Source organism: Amycolatopsis sp. NBRC 101858, from assembly GCF_030269325.1.
In the GTDB taxonomy this organism is placed as follows: domain Bacteria; phylum Actinomycetota; class Actinomycetes; order Mycobacteriales; family Pseudonocardiaceae; genus Amycolatopsis; species Amycolatopsis ponsaeliensis.
This window is the reverse complement of sequence record NZ_BSTD01000009.1, coordinates 367,193-382,927: the sequence shown is the minus strand read 5'-3', so window position 1 is coordinate 382,927 and position 15,735 is coordinate 367,193. Positions and strand designations below refer to the sequence as shown.

The window sequence follows — 15,735 nt, the reverse complement described above, 5'->3', positions numbered from 1 at the left end:
CAACTTCAAAGCCCCCGGCGCCGGAAAGCATGAAAAACGGGGTGCCGGGCACTGGGCCCGACACCCCGTTTCGACAGGTTTACGCAGGTCAGAACAGGCGGCGGTGGGCGCCGAGACCTTCGTCGTGTCGCCTACCGCCGGAGCCACTCGCGGCCGCGCCGGTCGGCGAAGTCGGTCACGACGCCGTCCGCGCGGGCCTCACCGCGACCAGGTCTGGCAGGTTTCTCGACCGGCATGCCCGCATGAAAAACGGGGTGCCGGGCACTGGGCCCGACACCCCGTTTCCCAGGGTTTACGCAGGTCAGCCGGTGAACCGTCCGGCAACCAGGCCCTGCGTGGCACTCAGGTCGGCCTTCGCCGCGGTCGGCGCCGGGGGCGTCGGCTGGGGCAGCGGCGCGCACTCGACGTCGGCCGTGCGGCCCGGCTTGCGGGCCGGGAGCGCGCCCGTCGCCAGGTAGTCCGCGATCTTGTTGTCGACGCACGCGTTGCCGCGCGGGGTGATCGCGTGGCTCGTGCCGCCGGGCTCGGAGATCAGCGACGCGCCCGGGAAGCGGCTGCGGACCTCGAGGCTGCCCGGGAACGGCGTCGCCGCGTCCAGGGTCTCGTCGATCATCAGCACGCTCTTGACGCCACTGCCGTCGATCTTGGTCGGCTTGGCCGCCTTCGCGGGCCAGTACAGGCACGGCGCGTTGAACCACGCGTTCTGCCAGGTGAAGTACGGCGCCTTGGTGAACGTCTTCCAGTTGTCGATCTTCCACTGGTTCCAGCTCTGCGGCCACTGGACGTCGGTGCACTGGACGGCCAGGTAGACCGCGTAGCCGTTGTCGTCACCGCGGCCGCCGAAGGCCTCGAACAGGGACTTCCAGTTCTGCCAGTCGCCCTGGTTGACGAATCGCGAAAGCGCGTCGCCCAGCAGCGTCCAGCGCAGCTGGTAGTACGACGCCTGCTGGATGACGTCGATGATCTCGTCCGGGCCGATCACGCCGCCCGCCGGGTTGAACTGCGCCTTGAGCAGCTGCTCGTTGACCACCCGCTGCACGGCCGACTGGGTCTTGCCGAGGTGGTAGACGTCGTCGTGCTGGGCGAGCCAGCCGAACCAGATCAGGATGTTCTTGTCGAACGCGACGTCCTGGTTCAGGTTGTCGCCGTACCAGACGCCGCGCGGGTCGACGGTCGAGTCGAGCACCATCCGGCGGACGTTCTGCGGGAACAGCGAGCCGTACACCTGGCCGAGGTAGGTGCCGTAGGAGTAGCCGTAGAAGTTCAGCTGCTTCGCCCCGAGCGCCTGGCGGATGGAGTCCATGTCCTTGACCGTGTCGGTCGTCTTCATGTTCTCCAGCAGGGCCTTCGGGTTGTTCTTCGCGCAGGCCTCGGCGTAGCCCTTCGAGCGGGCGAGCCAGGTCTTCTCGAGCTGCGGGGTGAGCGGCACGTACTGCGGCCGGTCGTAGTCCATGTAGTTCGGGTCGCAGCTCAGCGCGGGCTTGCTCGCGCCGACACCGCGCGGGTCGAAGCCGATCCAGTCGTAGGCGTCGCCGGCGTGGTCGGGCACGCGCGGGCCGCGCGTCGCCAGCAGCAGGCCGGAACCGCCGGGGCCACCCGGGTTGGTCAGCATGACGCCCTGGTACTGCGCGTCGGCGACCTTGTGCTTGACGCGGCTCACGGCGAGCTGGACCTGCTCGCCGTGGGGCTTCGAGTAGTCGAGCGGCACCCCCAGGTACCCGCAGTCGGCGCCGGCGGCGACGAGTGTGGGATCGGTACACGGCCCCCAGGCGATCGTCCCGGCTGCCGGCGCGGGCGCCGCGGACGCGGACGGCGCGGCCACGAGCGCGGACGCCACCGCGGCGGCGACCACGGCGACAGTCACCCTGGAAGAAATGGCACGTCTCACTGTTTTCTCCCTTTTCGGGTTCGATTCGAGCGGCTGAACCCTAGACCCGCACCGGGCCGTCGAGGGAGGGCAACGGCCCGCGCGAGCGCGAATGCCCTACGAAAGGCGGAAATCGGATGCGCCGGCCGGGGCCTGGTCCCGGACGACCTCGTAGGTGATGTGCGTCGCCCGCGGTGACCCGGTCACCGAGCGCTGGACCAGCGTGGTCCGGCCGGCCAGGTCGAACAGCCGCGTTCCGCCGCCCAGCAGCAGCGGGGACAGGTGGAGGCGGAGCTCGTCGACCAAGCCCTCCGCCAGGCTCTGGTCGATCACCTTCGCGCCGCCCATGACGACGACGTCCTTGGCGCCCGCGGCCTTCCGGGCCGCGTCGATCGCGGCCGCCACGCCGCCCGTCACGAACCGGAACCGGGACGCGAGCCGCACCTGGGCGGGCTCCTGGTGGGTGACGACGTAACACGGTGGCGCGGCCGACTGGTCCTGGTCGTGGCCGTACCCGACGCCGTCGTCCCAGCCGTGCGGGCCGTCGACGACGTCGAACAACCGCCGGCCCAGGACCACCGCGCCGGTCTGCTCGAAGCTGCGCGACAGCACCGCTTCGTCGACCGGGGACCGGGGCTGCTCCAGGACCCACGCGTGGATCGCCTCGCCGCCGACACCGAGGCCGTGTTCCTCGTCCGCGCCGCGTGCGGTGACGTATCCGTCCAGCGACATCGAGATGTCGGCGATCACCTTGCTCATGGTGGTTCCTTCCGAGGTGCGTTGACCGGGTCGTCAACGCGTCGGACGGGAGGCCGCCGGTTCGACACCGGACCGGAGAAATCACCCGTGGCGCTGGACGAACGCCTCGATCAGCTGCTGCCGCTCGGCCGTGGTCGCCCGCTCCAGCTCGACCGTGTCACCGTCGATCGTCATCTTGATCTTGTGGTGGCCCGCCTGCCGGCCCAGCCACTCGCGCAGCGTCTCGACCAGACCGGGGAACACGCCGCCCGCCGCGCTGAACGCCACCATCAGCGAGCCGACCGTCACCGGATCGGCCGCCTTCGCGCCCTCCGGCAGCTCACCCGGCACCGCCCGCAGGTCGACGTCGAGCTCGCCCAGCTCCGCCCGCAGGCGCCGGGCGAGCCGGTCGAGCTCCTCGGCGTCGGCGTCCGCCGCTTCGATGCGGAGCACCGCCTGCCGCGTGTCCGGTTCGGTCATGCGCGCCATGGTGCGCCCCGCGAAGACCTCCGGCAAGGCCCCGATCAGGCACGGATTTCGTTGAGGTAGTTGTAGATTGTGTAGCGCGTGACGTCGAGGCGGCCGGCCAGGTGGTCGACCGCGTCCTTGATGAGGAAATAACCGGCTTCGTCGAGTTCGCGGACCACCGCCGCCTTGTGCCGCTTCTTCATGAGGTCCACCGGGATCCCGGCCTTGGTCACCGCGCGGTCGACCAGGAACCGTTGCAGGCTGTCGACATCCGGTGGGAAAGTCTCCGGCTCGCCGGCGCCGTTCGCCGACGCGGACGCGTCGACGCTGTTGACGCACAGGCAGCCGACCGCGACCCCGTCCGCGTCGCGCAGGAACAGCGTCGACGACCGGATCGCGCGGCCGTCCGGGCCGTGCGTGCGGTAGTTCGTCAGGTCCTGGGTCGTGCCGCGGCGGACCAGGCCGAGCAGCAGGTCGGTCATCGGCCCGCCGACGTTGCGGCCGGTCAGGTCGCCCGCGATGGCGACGATCGAGTCCGGCAGCCGGCTCAGGTCGTGCAGCAGCACCTCGTTGCCCGGCCCGAGCATCGCCGCGAGGCCCGGGATGGCCGGCACCAGCGCGGTCAGCACCTCGTGCGTCGTCGCGCCCGCGGCCGGGACGACCAGCGGTTCGCGCGGCTTGGTCAGCGTCTCCAAGGCCCCACGCAGCAAGTCCGCGGCCGCCGCGGGAGTCGATGCGTGCGGAGACAACCGGACGTGCTCGGGCCGGACCGTCGCCGCGATCCCGGCGGTGGCCAGCGCCGCGCCGACCTGCTCGGCCGGGTGGCCGGGCAGCGTGAACGCCAGGATTCCCGCACGCCGTTCCGTCGCCGAGACGACCTCGGCGCCGCAGGACGCCAGCACCTCCTCGAAGGACGCGATCCGCTCGGCGATCCGCGCCGCGATGGCGCCGACGCCGGCGTCCTCGACCAGTTCGAGGGCCTCGGCGAAGGCGCCGGACGTGATCGGGCTGAGGTTCGAAATGGACCAGGCCTGGGCGGTGACGTCCGGCGGGTGGATCTCGTCGTCGAACAGGCCCGGGTCGCGGGCGCCGGTCCAGCCCGAGAGCACCGGGTCCATCCGTTCCAAGGCGCGGTCCGACAGCACCGCGAAGCCGGTCCCCCAGCCCGCGCGCAGCCACTTCTGCCCGCCGACGACCAGGACGTCGGCGACCTCCCACGGCTCCTCGACCACGCCGAAGCCCTGGATGCCGTCGACGACCAGCAGCCGGTCGCCGACGACGTCGCGCAGTGCCGCGAGGTCGGCCCGGAAGCCGGTGCGGAAGTCGACCGCGCTCACGCTGACCGTCGTGATTTCCGGCGTCAGCGCTTCGGCGACGCGCTCAGGAGTCACGTAGCCGCCGGTCAGCCGTCGGACGCGAAGGCGGCCGGCCTGTTCGGCGCGTGCCCACGGGTAGGTGTTGGCCGGGAACTCGGCCGCCGACACCAGGACGTCACCGCTGCTGTGGAACGCGGCCTGGAACAGCCCGAGGCTGGTGTTGGGCAGCAGCACGGTGTGGTCGGTGTCCGAGCCGGACAGCCGCGCGGCGGCCGCCTTGGCCCGGATCTCCTGCCGCATCAATTCGTCCACAGTGGACGGACCGGCCGTGGTGGCCTGGTCGAGCAGCGCGGCCGTCGTGTCGAGCACCGCGTGCGACGGCGGCCCGAAGCGGGCGAAGTCGAGGTAGCCGGCGGGCTCGTCGAACTGGAGCAGGTACCGGGGCGAAATCCGCGTCACGCGAGGATCCTCGCCAGGAACTGCCGGGTCCGCTCGTGCTTCGGCGCGCTCAAGACCTCCGACGGCGGCCCGGTCTCGACGACGGCGCCGTCGGCCAGGAACACCACCTCGTCGGCGGCCTCCGCGGCGAAGCTCATCTCGTGCGTCACGACGACCATCGTCATCCCCTCCCCCGCCAACGTACTCATCACTTCGAGCACCTCCCCGACCAGCTCCGGGTCCAGCGCCGACGTCGGCTCGTCGAACAGCATCAGCTTCGGTTTCATCGCCAGCGACCGCGCGATCGCGACGCGCTGCTGCTGCCCGCCGGACAGCTGCGCCGGGTAGGCGTCGCCCCGGTGCCCGAGCCCGACGCGATCCAGTAGCTCGAGGCCCTGCTTGCGCGCCTCGTCCGGTTTGCGGCCGAGGACCCGGATCGGCCCCTCGACGACGTTCTCCAACGCCGTCCGGTGCGCGAAGAGGTTGAACCGCTGGAACACCATGCCGATGTCCCGGCGCTGGCGGGCGACGTCGCGTTCGCGCAGCTCGTACAGCTTCCCGCCACGCTGCCGGAAGCCGATCGGCTCGCCGTCGACCCAGATCTGGCCGGCGTCGATCGTCTCCAGGTGGTTGATGCAGCGCAGGAACGTGCTCTTCCCGGCGCCGGACGGCCCGAGCAGGCAGACGACCTGTCCCTTGTGGACTTCGAGGTCGATGCCGCCGAGGACTTCGGTGTGGCCGTAGGACTTCTTGACGCCGACAGCGCGCAGCAGTGGCTCAGACACGGGCACTCCTCACCAGCGGCACGCCGCGCAACGCCTTGCCGGCACGGGACAGCGGCCCGCGGTCGGCCTGCCCGAACGAGCGTTCCAGGTAGTGCTGGCCGACCCCGGCGACGGTCACCACGACCATGTACCAGACGGCCGCGGCCAGCAGCGTCTCCATCACCAGCAGGTTGTTCGACGAGATGTTGTTGGCCGCGTGGATCAGCTCGGTCACGCCGATCACCGACGCCATCGACGTGCCCTTGAGCATGTTGATGAAGTCGTTGCCGGTCGGCGGGATGATCACCCGCATGGCCTGCGGCAGCACGACCCGGCGCAGCGTCGCGGCCGGTGTCATGCCGATCGACTTGGCCGCCTCGGTCTGCCCGCTGTCGACGCTGTTCAGCCCGGCCCGGACGATCTCGGCCATGTACGCGCTTTCGTTGAGCGCCAGGCCGAGGAACGCGGCGGTGAACGCGCTGATCAGCACGTTCGTCTGCTCGTGGACCAGGAACGGGATGTCGATCACCGGGAAGACCAGCGCCAGGTTGTACCAAAGCAGGATCTGCAGCAGCACCGGAAGCCCGCGGAAGATCCAGATGTAGCCGGCGGCGAACCACCGGGCGACCGGGTTGGCGCTGCGGCGCAGCAGGGCGATGACGATGCCCAGCACGATCGCGACACCCTGGGACAGCACCGCCAGCACGACGGTGTTGAGCAGGCCGGTCGCCATCACCTTGAAGAAGACGAAGTCCGGGACCTGGCTCCACTCGATCTGCGCGTTGCCGAGGGCGATGCCCAGCAGCACCAGCAGGGCCAGGATGATCGCGGCGGCGACCCAGCGTCCCCAATGGCGGAGCCGGACGATGGGCAGCGGCTCAGGACCCGCCATTGACCGCGGCCTCCTTGATCGCGCCCTGGTCGACGCCCCAGGCCTGCAGGATCTTGCCGTAGGTGCCGTCGGCGATGAGGGCCTGCAGCGCCTTCTGCACGGAGTCGCGCAGCGGCGTGTTCTGCTTGTTGACGCCGATGCCGTACGGCCCGCCTTCGATCGGCTCACCCGGGACGACCTCGAAGAACTTGCCGTCACCGGCGGTCCGGGAGATGTAGACGGCACTCGGGAGGTCGTTGAGGATCGCCGCGACGCGGCCGGTGCGCAGCTGGTTCTGGTTCTGGTTGTCGCTGTCGGTCGCGGTGACGTTCAGCGCGGGCTTGCCGGCCTGCGTGCACTTGGTGCTCTGCGCTTCGGCGAACTTCTGGTGGCTGGTGCCCTGCACGACGGCGACGTTCTTGCCGCAGAGCGTGTCCGGTCCGGTGATGCCGTCCGGGTTGCCCTTGCGGATCATGATCGTGATGCCCGAGGTGAAGTAGTCGACGAAGTCGATCTGCGCCTGGCGGGCCTTGGTGTCGTTCATGCCGGCCATCGTGAGGTCGATGCGGCCGGACTGGAGGCTGGTGATGAGCGAGCCGAAGGCCATGTCCTGGTGGGTCACGGTGACGCCGAGCTTGGCGGCGATCGCCTTGGCGAGGTCGACCTCGTAGCCGATCGGGGTCTTGCCGTCGGCGGCGTAGAAGTTGTTGGGCGCGGACTGCAGGTTCGAAGCCAGGTGCAGGCCCGTCTGCTTGACGTTCGCCGGCAAAGCCGCGTTGAGCTGGGCGTCCTTCTGCACGCCCTGGACGATGGCCGCGGTGTCCGGGATGCCGGACGCGGGCGCGCCGGCGGCCTGCGACGTCCCGCCCGCGCCGTCCGGACCGCCACCGCAGGCGGTCACCAGGACGGCCAGGCTCGCGAGCAAACCCGCCTGCAAGGCGCGTGAACGGGACATAACGGACCTCCACTGTTCGGCTGGCCGGAACGGTACAACTCGTTGTTGAAGAGGTCAACTGGCTGTTGAAATCTGACTCGGTGCTAGCTTTCGCGCATGAGCCTGCGGATCGGCATCCTCGGGGCGGCCGGCATCGCCCCCGCTGCCCTGGTCAAGCCCGCTTCAGCCAGCTCCGAGGTCGACGTCGTCGCGGTCGCCGCGCGGTCCCTCGAGCGCGCGCAAGCGTTTGCGGCCAAGCACGGCATCCCGCGGGCGCACTCGTCCTACGAGGCGCTGCTCGCCGACCCGGACGTCGACGCGGTCTACAACCCGCTGCCGAACGGCCTCCACGGCCGGTGGACGCGGGCCGCTCTGGCCGCCGGCAAGCACGTGCTGTGCGAGAAGCCGTTCACGGCCAACGCGGCGGAGGCCCGGGAGATCGCCGACCTGGCCGCGGCGTCGGACCGCGTCGTGATGGAGGCGTTCCACTACCGCTACCACCCGCTGGCGCTGCGAGCCGAGGAGATCATCGCGTCCGGCGAGCTGGGGTCGCTCGTGCGCGTGGAGACGGCGCTGTGCTTCCCGCTGCCGAAGTTCTCGGACATCCGCTACGACTACGACCTGGCGGGCGGCGCGACGATGGACGCGGGCTGCTACGCGGTCCACATGGCCCGGACGTTCGGCGGCGGCGAGACCCCTTCGGTGGTTTCGGCGTCGGCGAAGCTGCGGTCACCCCGCGTCGACCGGGCGATGACGGCGGAGCTCCGCTACCCGTCGGGCCACACCGGGCGGGTGGAGTGCTCGATGTGGTCGTCGTCGTTCTTGAAGATCAGCGCGAAGGTGACCGGTTCGAAGGGGTCGCTCGGCATCTTCAACCCGCTGATGCCCCAGGCGTTCCACCGCTTCTCGGTCCGGATCGGCGACACGCGGCGCACGGAGAAGTTCCCGCGCCGGGAAACGTACGCGTACCAGCTGGACGCGTTCGCGGCGGCGGTCCTGCGGGGCGAGCCGGTGAAGACGTCGGCGGCGGACGCCGTCGAGACGATGACCGTGATCGACGAGATCTACCGCACCGCGGGACTGCCGGCGCGCGAACCCAGCTGAGCCCGCACGTCGGCGAGGGCGAAGCCGAGCAGGTTGAGCCCTCGCCAGCTGCGCGGCTTCTCGATCACCGGGTTGTCGGCGGCCAGGCCGATGCCCCAGATCCGGTCGAGCGGGCTCGCCTCGACGAGCACGCGCTCACCGGTGCCGGCCAGGTAGCGCCCGATGTCGGGGTGCTGCCCGAACTTGGCGACGTTGCCGTCGACGACGATCTCGCGCCGATGGGCGACCCAGGCGGCTTCGTCGAACCGCCGCACCCGGCGGCCGAAGTCCTTGGCCTGCTTGGGGTGGCGGGCGGCCAGCACCTGGGAGGCCGCTTCCTCGTCGCCGAAGAGCATCGCCTTGCGCCACATCATGTAGTGCTCGGCGGTGGCGAACCGGACGCCGTCGACCTCGAACGGCGACGGCCACCACTGGCTGAGGCAGCCGGAGCCCACCCCGCCGCCACGCGGCGGCTGGTTGCCCCAGAAGTACACGTACTTGAACCGCTTCCCCGCGTCGAGGGCGCGGGTCAGCTCCTCGACACTGCGCGGGTGACCGGTCATGGCGCCAGTCTCACCCGTGAGGCGGTCGTCCCGCACCCGAATTCCGGGTGCGGGACGAACCGTCCTAGGCAGCCACGTAGTTGCCGCTCAAGATGAGCAGGACCTGGACCGTGATGCCCGTCCCGTAGTAGTCCGTCGAGTCCGGGGACCACGACGAGACCGCCGTCCACAGCTTGTCGAGCCACGCCTGGCTGCCCGGGTCGGTCATCGCCGCCACCGCGAACGGGGCCGTGAAGCACGGGTGCTGGCCGCTTTCGGTCTTCGATCCCGACAGCGAGTAGCCGCTCTGGATCTTCGCCGGGTCGCCGCCCGTGGCGGACTTGATCCACGTGTTCATCTTGCGGACCTGCGCGGCAGCCGCGCTACCCGAGGCCGAGATGGCGTCCGCACCCAGGCGCCACGGGTCGCGGCAGGCGTTCCAGCTGTACTTGCCGTCGTACGGGCCCTCGAGGAAGTCCGCCGGTGCCGGCTTCGGGGTCGAGTTCGTGTTGACCACGAAGTCCGGCAGCAGCCCCGTGTTCGGCGCGTACTGCGACTGCAGCTGGCTCACCGCCGTCTCCGACCGGGTCCGGACCTGGTCCCAGAAGCTGTCGCCGGTCGCCGCCGCGAACGCGCGCAGGTGCCCCGGCATCCAGTCCGACGAGCGCGAGCTGTTCTTGTACTCCGCGTCGTTGCCCCAGTCGCCGAGCAGCGTGAACTTCGTGGTGCCGTTGACCTCGGACTTCTTGATGGCGTTGATGATCCGGACGGCCTCGGCCTTGTAGTTCACCGAGCCTGTGCTGCCCCACTTCTTGTCCGCGACGAGCAGGCCGTACGCGATCTCGAGGTCGCCGTCGGTGGCGGAGTCGCTGCCGTTGACGCTCTTGCAGTTCGCGTCCTGCTCGGCCGCGTGCAGGTCCTTGTTGTTGACCGACGGGTGCGCCTTCACGAACTTCAGGATCCCGTCGACGATCGAGCGGGCCTGCGTGTCCTTGTCGGCCATCATCGCCGAGATCGTCAGGCCGTAGCCCTCACCCTCGGCGACGAAGGAGTGGTCGGCGTCCTTCGACAGCACGGCGTAGGTGCCGCTGCCGCACTTGGTGGTGAGGAAGTTCTTCTTCCAGAAGTCGTAGTACTTCTGCAGCGCCTGGTCCTGCGTGGCCTGCGAGACGGACGGCCGCAGGGTTCCGGGCACGTAGGGAGTACCGGCCGCGGACGCGGTCGCGGGCACGCTCAGCAGCCCGGCGGCCAGCGCGGCCGTGGCCACCACCGCCCGGACGATTCTCTTCATCGCTCCTCCGTAAAGGACATCGTTGGCTGCGGCGACGGCGATCAGAGCGTGACAGAAGGTTCAAGACGAGGTCAAGACTGTTAGGAAACTTTCCTTACAATGACCGTGAGTGGTCTCACGGCCCTCCGGCCACCCGGACGGACTAGCGTGGACCGCATGGAGATCGACCGCGGCGCGGACTTCCGCGCCTTCTGGACCGAGCGCCGCCTGGCCACCCTGACGACGGTCCGGCCGGACGGTACCCCGCACGTCGTCGCGGTCGGTGTGACCGTCGACTTCGAGACCGGGATCGCCCGGGTGATCACCCGGAGCGGCTCGGTGAAGGCCCGCCTCGCGCGGAAGGCGGGCGCGGATGGCCTCCCGGCCGCGGTCTGCCAGGTCGAGGGCCGCACCTGGTCCACATTGGAGGGACGCGTGGTGCTGCGCGACGACCCGGACTCGGTGCGGGACGCGGAAAACCGCTACGCGGCGCGCTACCGGCAGCCCAAGCCGAACCCCGAGCGGGTGGTCCTGGAGATCGCCGTCACCCGGATCCTCGGCAACGCCTAGGTGTATTCGGCCATCAGGTTGGTTGCAGCCGGCTGATGGGTGGATGACCTCCGAGTGCGCTGGGGCGGCGTTGAGTGTTGTAGTGCTCAAGCCAGGGTGCAAGGGCTGCTGTGCGTTCGGTGTTGCCGGCGAAGGCCTTTCGGCAGGCCCAGGCGTTGTAGCCGGTCCTGGCGTGGCGGTCGCGGGTGGCTTCCCGCTGGGCGCGGCCGTGGGCTCGCCGGCCTCCGCCGTCGGGGATGCGGCCGATCTTCTTGACGTCCATGTGGACCAGCTCTCCCGGCCGGTCTCGCTCCTAGCGGATGGCGGTGGTCTTGCCGGCCCGGATCACCTGCCCGGTGATCGGGTCCAGTGCAGCCGGCCGCGGGATCTGGTGGCGGGCCAGTACCCGCGACACCGTCGGTGTCGGGACACCCGGTTCACAGCCGAGCCAGGCCGGGCCGCGGCGTTCACTCTGCTGCAACGTGATGGTCCGCGCCTCGAGCTGGGCATCGGTGCGCCGTGGTGAGGTGTGCGGGCGTGAGGATCACCTAGGGCGTGTCTCCTGATTTTTCGACCTCTCGGGCCGAGGATGGGCGAATGGTGCGTCCGCTCCCCTTGCTGCACCCCGCCGGACCGCGTCAGCCCGATCATGGGGTGAGGTGACGTGGCGCGGCCGACAGCTCGGGTGTTGACGTTGCTCGAGTTACTGCAGTCCGGTGGCACCCGTACCTCCGCCGAGCTGGCCGAGCGGCTGAACGTGGACGGCCGCACGGTGCGCCGCTACGTGGAGCACCTGCGCGCCCTCGGCATTCCGGTGGACACCGTGCGCGGTCGTTACGGCGGTTACCGGCTGGCGCGCCACTACCGGATGCCTCCGTTGATGCTCACCGACGAGGAAGCACTGGCGGTCGTCTGGGGGCTTCTGCTGACGGGCCGGTCGGGGTCGGGTCCGGCCTCGACCGGTGACGTGGAGGCCGCCACCTCGAAGGTGCGCCGGGTACTGCCTCCGGCCCTGGCACGACGGATCGACGCGGTGGTCGAAACCGTGAACTTCACCGGCGGCCGGATCGGCGAGGCAGAGCGCACCGGGGGTGGCGAGGAGGCAAGCGCGAGAGTGCTTCTCGGACTGGCGCAGGCGGCGAGGGACCGGCGTCCGATTGCCTTCGACTACCTGCCGCGGCACGGACGTGCACGCTCACGCACCGTTCACCCGCACGGCATCGTCGCCGTGCACGGGCTGCTCTACCTCACCGGCCACGACGTCGGGCGCCAGGCGGAGCGGACGTTCCGGCTGGACCGCATCGGCGGCCTGCGCCTGCTGGAGGGCACGTTCGAGGTGCCGGACGACCTGAACCCGGTGCAGTGGGTTGCGGGCCCGCTCGCGGCGGGTCCCGGGCGGCACGAGGTGTCAGTGCTCGTCGACGCCGACGCGAAGCAGGTGCGAGCGTTGTTCCCGGAGATGCTGGCGTCGGTCGAACCGGTAGCCGGCGTCGCCGGAAACGGTCACTGGCTGAGAATTTTCGTCCGTGCGGAACGGTTGGAATGGGTCGCGGGAAGATTGGCCGCTCTCGATCGACCGTTCGTCATCGAGCAGCCGGAAGCTCTGCACGGGGTCGTTGCCGCGCTGGGACAGAAGCTGATCGCCGCGGCGATCGTCGATCCCGGCAGCGACTCGGGCTAGGACCGCGTACCTGCGCTCGACCTGCGTCTGTGGTCAGTCCGCCCGGGTGGCGGGCGGTGGCATCCTGGGTGTCCGGTTCTGCTGCAGTTGCAGCGCCTGCGGTGTGACCGGCGTGTAGAGGTTGACGAGTGACCCTTCGGGGTCGCGGATCAAAACGGACAGGTTGCCCCAGGGCATCATCGTCGGCGCCTGCACGATGTCGAGGTCCTCGCCGAGCTCGGACTTCATGAGGGCGAGCAGGGATTCGACGTCCGCCACGACGAACTCGACGATGGCGGTGCGGTTGGCGGCCGCTCGCGGTGGGTTGTCCGTGATGAAAGCGACCCGCTCCGGCGTGCTGAGCGCGAATGTCGCGGACGGTGTCACCAGCTCGACGAAGTCGTCGGTCAGGTACTGCGGGGTGGCGCCGGTGAGGACCTCGTAGAAGCGGACGAGCCGCGGCAGGTCGTCGGTGATCACGCGGACGGAGGCCAGTTGGACGGTGTTCGTTGTCATGATCGCGACGCTATCCTGGATACTGGACACAACCCGTCCGGATCAGGCGTGAGTCCTGATTGGCTGTTTCAGGCGGTGCGCGAGTCCGCGCGCGAGTGCACCAGTCGCGTGTACTCGGCCAGCAGGGCCGTCAGCTCGCTGTGCTCCCCCGCCGACGCCAGCTGCTGGTGCCCCACCAGCATCGCCATGCCCAGGGACGTCAGCGTCCGCGCGAGGGCGCGGTCGCCGACGATGCCCTTGACCGCCCGGCCGACCGACCGCAGCCGCACGGAGTCGACGCGTTTCTGCGCCGCCCGCACGGTTTCGTCGTTCGCCGCCCACGCCCGGATGGCGGCCTCGGCTTCGTGGGGCAGCTCGAGCGTCAGGTCCATCAGCGCGGCGAAGTCCGCCGACGGGCCGCCACTGCCGAAGTTCCGTTCGCGCAGGATGAGCACCTGCCGGTTCTCCCAGTGGTCCAGCAGCTGCTCCACGAAACCCGGCCAGCCGCCGAAGTGGTGGTAGAACGACCCGCTCGTCACGCCGAGGTCGCGGCACAGCCTGCCGACGTTCAGCTCGGTGAACCCGTGTTCCGCCAGCACGTCCAGCGCGGCCGCGAAGTACGCCTGCCGCGTCACCGGGGGCATCAGACGTTCCGGTCCCGGTCCCGCCAGTACGGTTCGCGCAGCGAGCGCTTGAGGATCTTGCCGGTCGCGTTGCGCGGCAACGCTTCCACGACGTCGACGCTGCGCGGGCACTTGTAGTGCGCCAGGCGCTCGCGGCAGAACTCCACGATCTTGTCGGCGTCGAGCTGCTCGCCGGCGACGACGGCCTTGACCTGCTCGCCCCACCGGTCGTCCGGCACGCCGATCACGGCGACCTCGACGACACCGGGGAACTCCGCGACGACGCGCTCGACCTCGGGCGAGTAGACGTTCTCGCCGCCGGTGATGATCATGTCCTTGACGCGGTCCTCGAGGAACAGGAACCCGCCGTCGTCGAGGCGGCCGACGTCGCCGGTGCGCACCCAGCCGTCCACAATGGTCTCCGCGGTCGCCTCCGGCTTGCCGAGGTAGCCCGCCATCCGCTGCTCGGTGCGGATCCAGACCTCGCCGACCTCCGTGTCTTCGGCCGTCACCGGGTCGACGATCCGGATGTCCACACCGGACAGTGCGGTGCCCGCCGACGCCAGCCGCTCGAGCCGCGAGGCGTCCCGGTGCGCCTCCGGGGTCAGGGCGGTGACCGCGCCGGACAGCTCGGTCATGCCGTAGACCTGGGCGAACTTCGTGTCCGGCCACGCGGCGAGCGCCGTGCGCAGCAACGGGAGCGGCATCGGCGAAGCGCCGTAGCAGAGGTACTTCAGCCGGGAGAACGCCTTGAGCGCGGCCTCGCCGGCCTGCGCGATCCCGGCGACCACGGCGGGCACCAGGAAGGCGTGCGTGATCCCGGCCTGCAGCGCCGCGAACAGCGATGCCGCGTCGGGCTCGCGGGTCAGGTACGACGGTTCGCCGTAGAGGAACCCGGAAACGGCGTAGCAGCTGCCGCCGACGTGGAACAGCGGCATCGCGACGAGGTTGACGTCGCCCGGGCCGATCGGGAAGGCGGTGCCCGCGGCGAGGCCGTGGGCGATGACGCTGTGGTGCGTGAGCACCGCGCCCTTGGGGAAGCCAGTGGTGCCGCTGGTGTACATGATCAGGACACCGTCGTCCTCGTCGAGGCCGGCCGCGGTGTGCGGCTCGCCGCTCGCCAGGAACGCCTCGTACTCGTCGAGGACCACCACGCGCTCGAGGGCAGGCAACCGGTCTCGGATCGCGTCGAGAACCGGCAGCAGGTCGGTGCCGACGAACACGACCTTCGCGCCCGAATCATTGAGGACGTACGCCAGTTCGTCGCCGGAGAGCCGCCAGTTGACCACGGCGTTGGCCGCACCGATCCCGGCCGCCGCGAAGGTCGTCTCCAGGCAGGCGGGGTGGTTCTTGTCGACGAAGGCGACGCGGTCGCCGCGGCCCACTCCGGCGGCGGCGAGCGCACCCGACAGCCGGCGGGCCCGTTCGTCGAACTCCGCCCAGGTCCAGGACCGGTCGCCGAAGATCAGCGCGGTATCCCCGGGGCGTTCCCGCGCCCAGTGCGCCAGGAGCTCGCCGAACAGCCGGACCCGGGGGCGGACGTCTTCGGGCATGGCGGTGCTCCTTCGGCCGACGCTGGACCATAGACCGCTCTATGGTGGGTCGCGGGCTGCCGGGCGTCAACACCGGACAGCGATGACCGGGACCCGCGAAATGCCGGTTTGTTCTTGCCGGGTCAGGTTCCGAAGCGCCGGCGGGCGGCCTCGATGTCCCCGAGGTAGCGCTGGGTCCAGCCGCACATCGCGTCCACGGTCGCGCGCAGCCCCTGCCCCGGTTCGGTGAGCGTGTACTCGACCCGCGGCGGCACGGTCGGGTGCACCTCGCGCTCCAGGAGCCCGTTGCGCTCGAGCATGCGCAGGTTCTGGGTCAGCATCTTGTGGCTGATGCCCTCGACGGCGTCACGCACTTCGCTGAAGCGGAGGGTGCGCTCGCCGATCGTCTCGATGATCAGGAACGCCCACTTGTTGGCGACGTCGGAGAAGATCTCGCGTGCGAGGGAATCCGCCCGCGAAAGGTCCGCGTCCTGCTCGGTCACCATCTGGTTCCCCCGTCACCGAAAAGTGCCTTCTTCCGTACCGCCCAGCACTCTCCTACGGTTCCTGGGTAACCACAAGAGA

16 protein-coding genes and 1 pseudogene are annotated in these 15,735 nt (G+C 70.1%); 3 read left to right on the top strand and 14 right to left on the bottom strand.

Annotated features, from left to right (window positions below):
• Positions 1–301: 301 nt before the first annotated feature.
• The 7 genes from QSK39_RS52050 to QSK39_RS52020 form a co-directional block, all read right to left on the bottom strand.
• Positions 302–1,852, bottom strand: coding sequence for an alpha/beta hydrolase (locus tag QSK39_RS52050; protein ID WP_285485297.1), 1,551 nt, complete (start codon positions 1,850–1,852; stop codon positions 302–304).
• Between the two features lie 132 nt (positions 1,853–1,984).
• Positions 1,985–2,626 (bottom strand): dihydrofolate reductase family protein, encoded by a 642-nt coding sequence (locus QSK39_RS52045; RefSeq protein WP_285485274.1) that lies wholly within the window; start codon positions 2,624–2,626, stop codon positions 1,985–1,987.
• 81 nt (positions 2,627–2,707) lie between these two features.
• Positions 2,708–3,085, bottom strand: coding sequence for an effector-associated constant component EACC1 (locus tag QSK39_RS52040; protein WP_285485273.1), 378 nt, complete (start codon positions 3,083–3,085; stop codon positions 2,708–2,710).
• Positions 3,086–3,129: 44 nt separating this feature from the next.
• Positions 3,130–4,848 (bottom strand): aminotransferase class V-fold PLP-dependent enzyme, encoded by a 1,719-nt coding sequence (locus QSK39_RS52035; protein WP_285485272.1) that lies wholly within the window; start codon positions 4,846–4,848, stop codon positions 3,130–3,132.
• Positions 4,845–5,612, bottom strand: a complete 768-nt coding sequence (locus QSK39_RS52030; RefSeq protein ID WP_285485271.1) for an amino acid ABC transporter ATP-binding protein — start codon at positions 5,610–5,612, stop codon at positions 4,845–4,847. Before QSK39_RS52030 ends, QSK39_RS52035 begins: the two co-directional genes overlap by 4 nt.
• Positions 5,605–6,483 (bottom strand): amino acid ABC transporter permease, encoded by an 879-nt coding sequence (locus QSK39_RS52025; protein ID WP_284749555.1) that lies wholly within the window; start codon positions 6,481–6,483, stop codon positions 5,605–5,607. The genes QSK39_RS52030 and QSK39_RS52025 overlap by 8 nt, the downstream gene beginning before the upstream one ends.
• Positions 6,470–7,417: an ABC transporter substrate-binding protein gene (locus QSK39_RS52020; protein ID WP_285485270.1), complete on the bottom strand. Its 948-nt coding sequence runs from the start codon at positions 7,415–7,417 to the stop codon at positions 6,470–6,472. The genes QSK39_RS52025 and QSK39_RS52020 overlap by 14 nt, the downstream gene beginning before the upstream one ends.
• Before the next feature lie 96 nt (positions 7,418–7,513).
• Between QSK39_RS52020 and QSK39_RS52015 the strand changes: the two genes are divergently transcribed.
• Complete coding sequence (locus QSK39_RS52015) at positions 7,514–8,500, top strand: Gfo/Idh/MocA family protein (protein WP_285485269.1); 987 nt, start codon at positions 7,514–7,516, stop codon at positions 8,498–8,500.
• Here QSK39_RS52015 and ybiA read toward each other — a convergent pair.
• Both ybiA and QSK39_RS52005 read right to left on the bottom strand, forming a co-directional pair.
• On the bottom strand, positions 8,461–9,042 hold the full coding sequence (gene ybiA, locus QSK39_RS52010) for a riboflavin biosynthesis intermediates N-glycosidase (protein WP_285485268.1): 582 nt from the start codon (positions 9,040–9,042) through the stop codon (positions 8,461–8,463). The genes QSK39_RS52015 and ybiA overlap by 40 nt on opposite strands.
• A 64-nt stretch (positions 9,043–9,106) precedes the next feature.
• A complete protein-coding gene (locus QSK39_RS52005) occupies positions 9,107–10,312 on the bottom strand; it encodes a family 8 glycosyl hydrolase (RefSeq protein WP_285485267.1) in 1,206 nt (401 codons plus the stop codon).
• 156 nt (positions 10,313–10,468) lie between these two features.
• Here QSK39_RS52005 and QSK39_RS52000 point away from each other — a divergent pair, with 156 nt between their 5' ends.
• Positions 10,469–10,861, top strand: coding sequence for a TIGR03618 family F420-dependent PPOX class oxidoreductase (locus QSK39_RS52000; RefSeq protein ID WP_285485266.1), 393 nt, complete (start codon positions 10,469–10,471; stop codon positions 10,859–10,861).
• A gap of 13 nt (positions 10,862–10,874) precedes the next feature.
• Here the strand turns inward: QSK39_RS52000 and QSK39_RS51995 are convergent.
• A pseudogene (locus QSK39_RS51995) lies at positions 10,875–11,384 on the bottom strand (transposase family protein); the annotation flags it as partial.
• 141 nt (positions 11,385–11,525) lie between these two features.
• Here QSK39_RS51995 and QSK39_RS51990 point away from each other — a divergent pair.
• On the top strand, positions 11,526–12,521 hold the full coding sequence (locus QSK39_RS51990) for a helix-turn-helix transcriptional regulator (RefSeq protein WP_285485296.1): 996 nt from the start codon (positions 11,526–11,528) through the stop codon (positions 12,519–12,521).
• A gap of 33 nt (positions 12,522–12,554) precedes the next feature.
• Here the strand turns inward: QSK39_RS51990 and QSK39_RS51985 are convergent, their stop codons facing one another.
• From QSK39_RS51985 to QSK39_RS51970, 4 genes are all read right to left on the bottom strand, one after another.
• Positions 12,555–13,016, bottom strand: a complete 462-nt coding sequence (locus tag QSK39_RS51985) for a VOC family protein (RefSeq protein WP_285485265.1) — start codon at positions 13,014–13,016, stop codon at positions 12,555–12,557.
• Between the two features lie 68 nt (positions 13,017–13,084).
• Positions 13,085–13,639, bottom strand: coding sequence for a TetR/AcrR family transcriptional regulator (locus QSK39_RS51980; RefSeq protein WP_285485264.1), 555 nt, complete (start codon positions 13,637–13,639; stop codon positions 13,085–13,087).
• Positions 13,639–15,171, bottom strand: coding sequence for an acyl-CoA synthetase (locus QSK39_RS51975; RefSeq protein ID WP_285485263.1), 1,533 nt, complete (start codon positions 15,169–15,171; stop codon positions 13,639–13,641). The genes QSK39_RS51980 and QSK39_RS51975 overlap by 1 nt, the downstream gene beginning before the upstream one ends.
• Positions 15,172–15,293: 122 nt before the next feature.
• On the bottom strand, positions 15,294–15,656 hold the full coding sequence (locus QSK39_RS51970) for a winged helix-turn-helix transcriptional regulator (protein ID WP_285485262.1): 363 nt from the start codon (positions 15,654–15,656) through the stop codon (positions 15,294–15,296).
• Between the last annotated feature and the right edge of the window lie 79 nt (positions 15,657–15,735).